The 10,183-nt window shown below is 62.8% G+C and carries 9 protein-coding genes; 8 read left to right on the top strand and 1 reads right to left on the bottom strand.

The genetic code is table 11. The annotated features are described in order from the left end of the window. The first annotated feature begins 73 nt into the window (after nt 1-73). The 4 genes from LPA36_RS08875 (at nt 74) to LPA36_RS08860 (ending at nt 2,415) form a co-directional block, all read left to right on the top strand. Nucleotides 74-502 (top strand): TOBE domain-containing protein, encoded by a 429-nt coding sequence (locus LPA36_RS08875; RefSeq protein WP_228875784.1) that lies wholly within the window; start codon nt 74-76, stop codon nt 500-502. 341 nt (nt 503-843) lie between these two features. Continuing rightward, a complete protein-coding gene (locus LPA36_RS08870) occupies nt 844-1,368 on the top strand; it encodes a molybdopterin-dependent oxidoreductase (protein WP_228875783.1) in 525 nt (174 codons plus the stop codon). A gap of 18 nt (nt 1,369-1,386) precedes the next feature. Further along, nucleotides 1,387-1,977, top strand: coding sequence for a nitrogen fixation protein NifQ (locus LPA36_RS08865; RefSeq protein WP_228875782.1), 591 nt, complete (start codon nt 1,387-1,389; stop codon nt 1,975-1,977). Nucleotides 1,978-2,091: 114 nt separating this feature from the next. Beyond that, complete coding sequence (locus LPA36_RS08860) at nt 2,092-2,415, top strand: winged helix-turn-helix domain-containing protein (RefSeq protein WP_407674259.1); 324 nt, start codon at nt 2,092-2,094, stop codon at nt 2,413-2,415. A gap of 35 nt (nt 2,416-2,450) precedes the next feature. On the opposite strand, the gene LPA36_RS08855 is transcribed toward LPA36_RS08860, so the two are convergent. Further along, complete coding sequence (locus tag LPA36_RS08855; protein ID WP_228875780.1) at nt 2,451-3,791, bottom strand: DUF2325 domain-containing protein; 1,341 nt, start codon at nt 3,789-3,791, stop codon at nt 2,451-2,453. Nucleotides 3,792-4,166: 375 nt separating this feature from the next. Here LPA36_RS08855 and LPA36_RS08850 point away from each other — a divergent pair, with 375 nt between their 5' ends. The 4 genes from LPA36_RS08850 (at nt 4,167) to LPA36_RS08835 (ending at nt 10,142) form a co-directional block, all read left to right on the top strand. Continuing rightward, the gene (locus LPA36_RS08850) at nt 4,167-4,646 is read left to right on the top strand and encodes a nuclear transport factor 2 family protein (protein ID WP_228875779.1); all 480 of its coding nucleotides are present in this window, start codon (nt 4,167-4,169) and stop codon (nt 4,644-4,646) included. Between the two features lie 81 nt (nt 4,647-4,727). Next, nucleotides 4,728-5,240, top strand: a complete 513-nt coding sequence (locus LPA36_RS08845; protein ID WP_407674258.1) for a DUF3455 domain-containing protein — start codon at nt 4,728-4,730, stop codon at nt 5,238-5,240. 146 nt (nt 5,241-5,386) lie between these two features. Then, the gene (locus LPA36_RS08840) at nt 5,387-7,330 is read left to right on the top strand and encodes an amylo-alpha-1,6-glucosidase (protein ID WP_228875777.1); all 1,944 of its coding nucleotides are present in this window, start codon (nt 5,387-5,389) and stop codon (nt 7,328-7,330) included. Nucleotides 7,331-7,397: 67 nt separating this feature from the next. Beyond that, nucleotides 7,398-10,142, top strand: coding sequence for an MGH1-like glycoside hydrolase domain-containing protein (locus LPA36_RS08835; RefSeq protein WP_228875776.1), 2,745 nt, complete (start codon nt 7,398-7,400; stop codon nt 10,140-10,142). Nucleotides 10,143-10,183 lie beyond the last annotated feature (41 nt).

Genomic DNA, 10,183 nt, shown 5'->3' with positions numbered 1-10,183 from the left:
GGGTACACTTTGTCAGCTTTCCCAACCCGATCTTCCCCGATTCATCCGACGGGAATTCCACACGGAGACAAACATGCGAACCAGCGCCCGTAATCATTTTTCCGGTCAGGTGACGAGCGTCAAGGCTGGCGCCGTCAACGACGAAGTCTCACTGCGCACGCAGGACGGCCTCGATATCGTCGCGATCATCACGCACGGCAGTGCCGCAGCACTCGGGCTTGCAGCCGGCAAACCGGCGTTTGCGCTGGTGAAGGCGTCGTCGGTGCTCGTGATGGTGGATGTCGACGGCAGCAAGGTGTCGGCGCGTAACGTTGTCTCGGGCACGGTTTCGTCCGTGAACAAGGGTGCGGTCAACGCCGAGGTCATCATCGCCGCAGCCGGCGGCGCGCAGATCGCGGCAATCATCACCAACGACAGCGTCGACCGCCTCGGCCTCGCCAGCGGTAAGGCAGCAGCAGCGATCTTCAAGGCGTCGAGCGTAATCGTCGGCGTCGACCAGTAAGCGTTTTGCGTCTAGTGCCGGCTGTCGCAATGGCGGCCGGCACACGTTTCATTTAAGCGGAAGCGTGCGCACGCGGCGCGTGCCGCCCTTCGCCGCGCGATCGACCGCGTACAGCAGCGCGCGTGACGCAATCCCACTTCGGCTACGCGTTCACGACGATGCGCAGCGGCCCAACGTGAACGCTACCCGCGCAGCCACGCGCCGCGGAGTGCAAAGATCGGAATATGCCGGTGGATATGATGCATATCGTGCGATCCGACGTGCATTCGCATCCGGTCGCAGCGTAATATACCCACAGACATAACGATGAACAAGCCGGCCATGCCGGCGGAGGGTCGAAGATGGGTACGGCTGACAGCGCGGCAAAACTTGAGCACGTCACGGCACCGGCAGCATCGGCGATTACGTCGGACGCAACGCCCGGCGTCATCTCGCTGACGGGAGACGTCTTGCGCCCGATGTCATTTTCGGTCGACGATCTGCGGACGTACACCAGCGTATTCGCCGACCCGTTCGACCTGCGGTGCTTCACGACTAACAGGTTTATTCGCACGATCGATCGTTATCGCGGCGTTCTGCTGAAAGAACTCATCAAACTTGCCGGCCTGCGCTGCGATTCGCCGGGCGATTTCAAGCGGATGGTCATGATCGCAAGCGCCCACGACGGCTATGCCGTCACGTTTTCCTGGCACGAACTGTTCAATACGCCGGTGGGCGAACAGGTGCTGGTTGCGTACGAATGCGGCGGCCAGTCGCTCGACGCGGAGCAAGGCGCGCCCGTGCTCTACTCCGGCGCCGACATTCTGCCCGCGCCGCGTCATGTCAAGCGGCTCGCGCGTATTGAAACGCGGGTGCTCAGGCCTTAGGTCCGTTGCGAAGACTTCATGAGCGAGCACGCGTCAAGCCTCGATCAAGCCTGCGCAACACGCGTGGACGAACTGCTTGCTGCAACGGACAAATTTCTCACACTGGACGCACAATTGTTTGCGCGCCTGATTGCCGCGCGCGAAGTACGCGGCGAAATCGCACTGCTCGGTGTCCCGCAAAACGACCTGCACGGCCTGTTTAGACGACACTTCCCTGGCGCTGCGACACCTCCGCACATTCCAGTGCTGCCAGTTACCCTGCCCGCTACAGCGCACGCAGATTTCTTGCGCGCGCTAACCGCGTTGCTTCTGGCGCACGCCAACCCGGCGGCAAACGAAGACGACACGCGCTGCGTTGCTGAGATCGTCGCGCATGCGTGTTTGAGGCCGGATCATTTGTGGCGCGATCTCGGCCTGAGTGGCCGCGACGACGTGACCGCGATGCTCGGGCGTTATTTTCCGACGCTCGTCATCCGCAATACCACTAACCTGCGATGGAAGAAGTTTCTAGCGCGAGAACTCGCGCTTGCTCAAGGAAGGGCGCCGGGACCGGCACCGGGTTGCCCCGGATGCGAAGACTTTGGCTTCTGCTTTCCGCACGGACATTGAAGCGTAGAGCCGCCTGAAAGCGTGTCGCCATCGTGTATGCTTTCGCGCATGGCTAAACCCGCAGACAACATGAAAAATCCGGCAAAAGCTTCCCGGCCGGAGGTGCGCTTTCGCATGCGCATCCAGCAGGCGGGGACGATCGCGCTCGGGCCCGGCAAGGTCTCGCTGCTCGAAGCCGTGCAGGAGCACGGGTCGATTTCGGCAGCGGCACGCAGCCTCAACATGTCGTATCGTCGCGCGTGGCTGCTGATGGACGAACTCAACCGCTCGCTCAAGTCTCCCGCTACCGTCTCGGAACACGGCGGGCAGAGCGGCGGCGGCAGCGTCCTCACCCCAGTCGGCGAAGAAATTATCCGGCTTTACCGTGACATCGAAAGAGAGGCCGCCGCGGCATGCGCAACCCAGATCACGGCGCTGACAAAACTCGTCAAACGCTGAAGCGACCGGTCACGGCCCGTAGCACGCGTTTGTCGTCATCCGTGGCGCAGACAAAACCGTGAGGCGCGCGGTGCGCCAGTCGCCTGGGACGCCGCATGGGCACGCGTCACCCGTTCGACAAAGCTTGCGATGCTGGCGGTACGCAACGGGTAGTACGTGACCTGATGCCGTTCGCACACGCGCTTTAGCATGTTCATCGAATCGTGATCCACGCAGTCGACCGGGAAAACGACCATGTCGGCATGCGGCAACGCTGCGGCCAGCAGGCCTTTTCTGTCTTCCACGCCACCGTCGTGCAGTGTCAACGCTCCGCCCGCCGATTCGACGATGCGTCTGAGCGCGGCGTTCGAGCCCGGCCGCCCGCCCACGTAGACGATCCGCTTGCCGCTAATCGCATCAACGAGCGCCTGATGCGCGTCCGGCGCTTCAGCGGAAAGCTGCATCGTTCGCTCCATGGCGCCCGCTTCAGCCTGCACGACATCGAGCAGCGCGAGCGCCTCGTCAAGACTCTCGCGTAGCGCCTGCGCGTGCTCCTGCTCTTTTGCGGCGCGCTGTTCGGCAGCCTCGCGCCGGCTCGTGTGAAGCGCAAGACGCGCATCGCGTGACGCAAGCGCCTCGCGCAGCGTCGACACCTCGGATTGAAGGCCCGCTTCGTCGCTCACGCCCCTGCGCTCGAGTTGCGCCGTCAACTGCGCAATCTGCGCCGAAAGTTCGCGAGTCGATGCATCCCGCTGGATGCTCATTTCGTGAAGACGCTTCTGCTGGCGCTCGACCCTTTCGCGCAACGTCGCGTTTTCCGCTTCCAGCGCGACAAGGCGACGAATATCGGCGCGGTTCGCTGCGCCCACCAGATGCGACAGCATGTGCAACTCGCCGAATGCGGCCTGCCGCTCGTGCATCGTGGCTTGCGGATGCGTCATCAACGCCCAGTAAGCAGGCGGAATGTCGCCGCTCTTGAGCGCTTCGTCCCACATGGCGAGGAGCGCTTCGGCATCGCGCGCCTTGTCAAAACGACGGATGGCGCCCGCGTAGCGCTCGTCCAGCGCCTTGTGCAACGCCTTGCCGCCCGCGCCGCCTTCGATGGCAAGCTCGACGGCCGCGTGGTGTATTTCCAGATCGCTCGCTTTTTGCCGGTCCAGACCGGTGAATTTCGGTACCAGCTTGCGCAGCTCGTGCGTCGTCAGGCAGGTACCGATCACCGAGCAATGCAGATGCGAATCGAGTTCGGCGAGGCGCGCACGACGTCTCCGGCTCGTTAGCTGCGATTGCGTGGGCTGGCAGCATGCATCGCCCGCACGCGGATAGCTTCCAGTAGCCTCTCTTTCCGGCTGATTGATGCCTGGCACGGTAGCGAGACGAAATGGCGGAGCGTGCATGATGACCTCGAATCCTGTTCCGGTTTTACGGCAAGTTTCGCGCTATCGGAAGCGCTTCCCCAACAATCGACGACACGAAATCGCCCGATGGCTCACGGGCCACATCGCGCGATCAGAAACCATGCGCCGACTGCGAGCCGACCCCCACTCCATATGATGTTCAGCGCCTGCTGCCCTCGATGAGGTCGTCCGGCATGCGCATCGATATATTCTATCGGATATAACGAAAAATGGTGAATCCCTTCGGAAAACCGCCCGCCACTGGACAGGCACCCTTGTTGCAGGCAGCCTCCGGTTGGACCAGCAAAACGTGGCCTGCCGTTTCGCAGGACCTTCATGCCGCATATTCCGGGATCACACAGGGGGATCATAAAAATGGACCATGCGAACGCAGCCCTGATCGAGCGTTTCTATCGGGCATTCCAGCGGCTGGACGCGGAGGAGATGAGCGCGTGTTATGCCGAAGACATCGTTTTCAGCGATCCGGTGTTTGGGGAGCTGCGTGGTCGCGAGGCGGGCGATATGTGGCGCATGCTTACACAGCGGGCGCAGGCGTTTTCCGTTTCCTTCGACGACGTCGAAGCCAGCGAGACAGGCGGCAGCGCAAAATGGATTGCCCGTTACGTGTTCACGCAAAGCGGGCGTTCCGTGGTCAATCACGTCCAGTCGCGTTTTCGCTTTCGCGGCGGGCTCATCGTCGAGCAGCGCGATACCTTCGCCCTGTGGAGCTGGACGCGACAGGCACTGGGAATCAAGGGTACGCTGCTGGGATGGACGCCCTTTGTTCAGGGTGCAATCCGCAAACAGGCGCGACGTGGCCTCGACGCGTGGCGTACGAAGGCTGCACGCGGCTGAAAGGCTGACAGCGCGGCTTCGCGCATCCGGACTAACCGGCCGCATCGCCCCGGAGGACATATGACACGCAACGCTTATCGTATGGACCGCCCTGCTCGCTGTATCCTTTCATGTTGCGCAGGGCTCGCGGCGAGCTGCATCGCGAGCGCGCAGACTGCTCCGCCATCCGAACTGGAACCCGCCGATGCACACCATGTAGTCGCATCGCTTGCGGCATCCGGCGTGCAGATCTACGTGTGCAAGCCCGACCAGAGCCATCATCTGGTGTGGACGTTTAAATCGCCGCAGGCTGACCTGTACGACGGATCGGGAAAACTGGTGGCAAAACACTATGCCGGCCCGAGCTGGGAAGCGACGGATGGCAGCAAGATAACTGGCAAGGTGCTTCAACAAATGCCGAATGCGCAACAGCCTGGCAGCATTCCTTTGCTATTACTGAAGGCGACCAGCGCAGGCGCACCTGGGGAACTGGCGTCAGTGCGTTACGTGCAACGCTGGAACACGCGAGGCGGCGCCGCGCCGCTTCAGCCCTGCACGCAGGAAGGCCAGGAAGGCCGAAGCCCTTACCTCGCCGATTACGTCTTTCTCGACTGACGTTCAGCGAAAAGGTTGAAGAAAGAGAAATCACACGAACGATGCATGCGGCACACTGGAAACACGAGCGCACTTAAGCCGATAAAATCGGACGGTGCCCGACCGATCCCTCCATCGCTGACGCGCGACGTCGCCGAACAACGCCAATGACCCATATCGCCGCGCCCATCGAAGACACACGACTCGAAGACGAATGGCTTGAGGCCGACGCCTTCGGCGGCTTTGCATCGGGCACGGTCGGCACGGCGCGCACGCGTCGCTACCACGCGCTGCTGCTCGCTGCGTCGAAGACAGGACGCATCGTGCTCGTGAACGGGGTCGAAGCGTGGCTCGAAGGGAACGGCGCGCGCTATCCGCTCACGATGCAGCGCTACGCGCCCGACCTCGTTTATCCCGACATCGCAACGCGCATCCTCAGCTTCGATACCGAACCGTGGCCGACGTGGCGCCTGCAGATCGATGCGGCCACTGCGCTGACCGTCGAAATATTCGTCGCGAAGGCGAGCGGCGAAACCGTGCTGCGCTGGCGGCTCGAACGTCACGGCACGCTTGCGGGCAATCTGATCCTGAAGGTGCGGCCGCTGCTGTCTGGCCGCGACTATCACGCGCTGCATCACGAGAATCCGGCGTTCAACTTCAACGCGCAGCAGGACGGCGCGCGCATCAGCTGGCAGCCGTACGGCGATCTGCCGGTCGTTCACGCATTGACCAACGGCACGTATGCACATACGCCCGACTGGTATCGCAACTTCTGCTACGTCCGCGAGCGCGAACGCGGCCTCGATTTCACCGAAGACCTCGCCACGCCCGGCGTGTTTTCCTTCGATCTCGCCAGCGGCGAAGCGCTCATGATTCTGAGCGCGAATGCGCAAGACCCGCAGCAGACCCATGCTACGAGCGCTCCGGCACAACACGCCCGCGAACTTGCCGACATCGAACAGCAGCGCCGCGCTGCGTTCGGTTCACGTCTGCAACGATCGGCCGATGCGTATGTCGTATCGCGCAATACGGGCCGTACGATCATCGCCGGATTCCCGTGGTTCACAGACTGGGGCCGCGACACGTTCATCGCGATGCGGGGGCTGCTCATTACATCGGGCCGGCTCGCCGAAGCGGAATCGATCCTGCTCGAATGGTCCGCCACGCTGTCCGAAGGCATGCTGCCCAACCGCTTCCCCGATTACAGCAACGCACCGGAATACAACTCCGTCGATGCATCGCTCTGGTTTGCGATCGCTGTGCACGACTACCTCGCGACGGATCATGCGAGCCCTGCAACACGCACGCGTCTGCAGCAGACCGTCGATGCGATTCTCACCGGCTATTCGAACGGCACGCGCTACGGCATCGCAGCCGATACCGACGGCCTGCTGCGCGCCGGCGTCCCGGGAATGCAGCTGACGTGGATGGACGCGCGCGCCGGCGACTGGGTCGTCACGCCGCGCATCGGCAAGCCCGTCGAGATAGAGGCGCTGTGGATCAACGCCTTGCGTATTGCATCTGCGTGGAACGCGCAATGGCAAGACCTTGCGACACGCGCTTCGCAGGCGTTCAATGCCCGCTTTATCGATTCGTCAACGGGCGCGCTCTTCGATGTCGTCGATGTCGATCATGTGGAGGGACAGGTCGATCCCGCGCTGCGGCCAAACCAGATCTTTGCCGTCGGTGGTCTGCCGTTCGCGCTGCTTGAAGGTGCGGCCGCGCGAACGGTCGTCGAGCAGGTGCAGACGCATCTGCTGACGCCCGTCGGTCTGCGCACGCTCGCGCCGTCGGATCACGCCTATTGTGCGCACTACGGCGGCGGCCCACTCGAGCGCGATGGCGCATATCATCAGGGCACCGTGTGGCCGTGGCTGCTCGGCCCGTTCGTCGAAGCGTGGCTGCGCGTGCACGGCATGAATGGCGTGAGCCGCGCCGAAGCCGAGGCCGGTTTTCTGGCGCCGCTACACGCGCATCTCGATCATGCCGGGCTCGACCACGCGTCCGAAGTGGCGGACGGTGACGCACCGCACAAACCCGGCGGCACACCGTTCCAGGCGTGGTCGCTGGGCGAACTGCTGCGGGTGGAAAGCCTGCTCGCACGTATGTGAGCCGGGCTTGCCAAACCGCGCTACGATGTGCGTCTGACCGCCAGGGCCCAAGCTAAAGGACACGTCTATGTCACCGCTGCGCGCCGTCAATGTTCTTGAGACTACCGAAGGCCGTCGTCTGCATTCGGGTGAATGCGCCCGCTGGCAACGCTGGGGGCCGTATCTCAGCGAACGCCAATGGGGCACGGTGCGTGAGGATTACAGCGAAAACGGCACGGCGTGGGACTATTTCCCGCACGATCACGCGCGCAGCCGCGCCTATCGCTGGGGCGAGGACGGCATCGCCGGTTTCGGTGACGACACGCTCAGCTGGTGCGTCTCGCTCGCGCTCTGGAACGGTCGCGATGCCATCCTCAAGGAACGGCTGTTCGGTCTCACGAACGAGCAGGGCAACCACGGCGAGGACGTCAAGGAGCTGTACTTCTACCTCGACGGCACGCCGACGCATTCGTACATGCGCATGCTCTACAAGTACCCGCACGCGGCCTATCCGTACGCCGACCTGATCGAGGAAAATGCGCGACGCGGCGCGGACGTGCCGGAGTACGAGATCCTCGACACTGGCGTATTCGACGACAACTGCTACTTCGACGTCGATGTCGAATACGCGAAGCACGCCGTGGACGACATCGTGATGCGCGTGAGCGTCGAGAACCGTGCGGATAAAGCGGCTTCGCTCGACGTGCTGCCGCAGATCTGGGCGCGCAACAAGTGGTCGTGGAAGGGCCTGAAGGACAAGCCTTCACTGACGAAAAGTCCTGATTCACACAGCGCGCCGCATCTGACCGGACGCATGCAGGGGCACGATCCGCTCGTCGTGACGGCGTGGGTCCAGCCGTCGAAAGATACGACGATTACGCCCGAAGTAACGTGGCTCTTCTGCGAGAACGAAACGAACGTCCGGCGGCTGTTCAATACCGACGGCGCAGGTCCGTTCAAGGACGGCTTCAACGATTACCTCGTACACGGCGACGCCGATGCGGTGCGTCGCGACAGCGGCACGAAAGCCGGTGCCCATGTGCACCTCGAAATGGCACCGCACGCCCGGGCCGTCATATTCCTGCGCTGGCGACGTGAGTCCGGCCCGGACGAAGTACCCCTCGATGTCGATGCGCTCTTCGCGCATCGCATCGCGGAAGCGAACGAATTCTATGCGGCTTTGCAGCACGAAATGGACGACCCCGATGCGCGGCTCGTTCAACGTCAGGCGCTTGCCGGCATGCTCTGGTCGAAGCAGTACTACCAGTTCGACGTCCAGCGCTGGATGGACGGCGACCAGGCGCAGCCCGCACCCGCCGCGCGTCGCAAGCGCGGCCGCAACGCCGACTGGCGGCATCTGTGCAACGCGGACATCGTGTCGATGCCGGACAAATGGGAATACCCGTGGTACGCATCGTGGGATCTCGCGTTTCATGCAGCCGCCTTCGCGTTGATCGACCCCGCGTTTGCGAAGCGGCAGTTGCTGCTGCTCGTGAAGGATCGCTACCAGCATCCGAACGGTCAGCTCCCCGCGTACGAATGGGCGTTCAGCGACGCCAATCCACCCGTGCACGCGTGGGCAACGTGGCGCGTCTATGAAATCGACCGCGCGATTACCGGCAAGGCCGATCGCGATTTCCTCGAACTGGTGTTCCACAAGTTACTGCTCAACTTCTCGTGGTGGGTGAACCGCAAGGACGCCGACGGTCACAACATTTTTCAGGGCGGCTTTCTCGGACTCGACAACGTCGGCATCTTCGATCGCTCATCGCCCCTACCGACGGGCGGCCACATCGATCAGGCCGATGGCACGGCCTGGATGGCCGCGTATGCGCTCGACCTGATGCGTATCGCGCTGGAACTGGCGTACGCCAATCACGTGTTCGTCGATATCGGCGTGAAGTTCTTCGAGCACTTTCTGTACATCGCAGAAGCCGTGAGTTGCGAAGACGGTTGCGACACCGGCCTCTGGGATTCGCAGGACGAGTTCTTCTACGACAAGCTGCGTCTGCCCGACGGCACGATGGTGCCGATGCGGATCCGTTCGATCGTCGGGTTGATACCGCTTTTTGCGGTGCATGTGCTCGAAGAGCGTCTGCATGGCGACCTGCCTGGCCTGCGCGACCGGCTCGTCTGGTTCCTCGAGCATCGTCCCGATCTTGCGCGGCTTGTGTCGCGCTGGAACGAACCCGGCAAGGGCAACAGCCTGTTGCTTTCGCTGCTGCGCGGGCATCGCATGAAAGCACTGCTGCGCCGCGTGCTCGATGAAACCGAATTCCTCTCCGACCACGGCGTGCGCGCGCTTTCGCGCGTGCATCGCGATCATCCGTTCGTGTATGAGCACAATGGCGCCAGCTTCGGCATCAAGTACCTGCCGGCGGAATCGGATTCGCGTGTATTTGGCGGCAATTCGAACTGGCGCGGACCGGTCTGGATGCCGGTCAACTATCTGCTGATCGAATCGCTTTACGAATTCCATCGCTATTACGGCGATGAATTCCGCATTGAGTATCCGACGGGGTCCGGGAACTGCCACTCGCTGAACGAAGTCGCGGATGAGCTCGCGCGGCGCGTGACCACGCTGTTCCTGAAAGACCGCGACGGGCATCGTCCGGTGATGGGCGCGTATCCGCTGCTGGAGGCCGATCCGCGTTCCAGCGACCTCGTGCTGTTCCACGAATACTTTCATGGCGACAACGGCCGGGGCGTCGGCGCATCGCATCAAACGGGCTGGAGCGGGCTGGTCGCGCTCCTGCTGCAACCACGCGAAATGGGACAGTCGGGCGTCGTGCCTGTGGCGGGAGAAGCAGAAGAAGCGCTCGCCACGAAGTAATCTGTCCTGGCGCAGCAAACTGACAGATCGCCTGCGTCAGG

Origin of the sequence: Paraburkholderia saeva (assembly GCF_907164555.1) — a bacterium.
Taxonomy (GTDB): domain Bacteria; phylum Pseudomonadota; class Gammaproteobacteria; order Burkholderiales; family Burkholderiaceae; genus Paraburkholderia; species Paraburkholderia saeva.
Note: the sequence above shows the minus strand (reverse complement) of the source record. Positions and strands in the feature narration are given on the sequence as shown.

What these genes read in the sequence shown, in the direction of transcription:
- LPA36_RS08875 (WP_228875784.1), top strand. Translation starts at nt 74, where the DNA reads ATGCGAACCAGCGCCCGTAATCATTTTTCCGGTCAGGTGACGAGCGTC.
- LPA36_RS08870 (WP_228875783.1), top strand. Translation starts at nt 844, where the DNA reads ATGGGTACGGCTGACAGCGCGGCAAAACTTGAGCACGTCACGGCACCG.
- LPA36_RS08865 (WP_228875782.1), top strand. Translation starts at nt 1,387, where the DNA reads ATGAGCGAGCACGCGTCAAGCCTCGATCAAGCCTGCGCAACACGCGTG.
- LPA36_RS08860 (WP_407674259.1), top strand. Translation starts at nt 2,092, where the DNA reads ATGCGCATCCAGCAGGCGGGGACGATCGCGCTCGGGCCCGGCAAGGTC.
- LPA36_RS08855 (WP_228875780.1), bottom strand. Translation starts at nt 3,791, where the DNA reads ATGCACGCTCCGCCATTTCGTCTCGCTACCGTGCCAGGCATCAATCAG.
- LPA36_RS08850 (WP_228875779.1), top strand. Translation starts at nt 4,167, where the DNA reads ATGGACCATGCGAACGCAGCCCTGATCGAGCGTTTCTATCGGGCATTC.
- LPA36_RS08845 (WP_407674258.1), top strand. Translation starts at nt 4,728, where the DNA reads ATGGACCGCCCTGCTCGCTGTATCCTTTCATGTTGCGCAGGGCTCGCG.
- LPA36_RS08840 (WP_228875777.1), top strand. Translation starts at nt 5,387, where the DNA reads ATGACCCATATCGCCGCGCCCATCGAAGACACACGACTCGAAGACGAA.
- LPA36_RS08835 (WP_228875776.1), top strand. Translation starts at nt 7,398, where the DNA reads ATGTCACCGCTGCGCGCCGTCAATGTTCTTGAGACTACCGAAGGCCGT.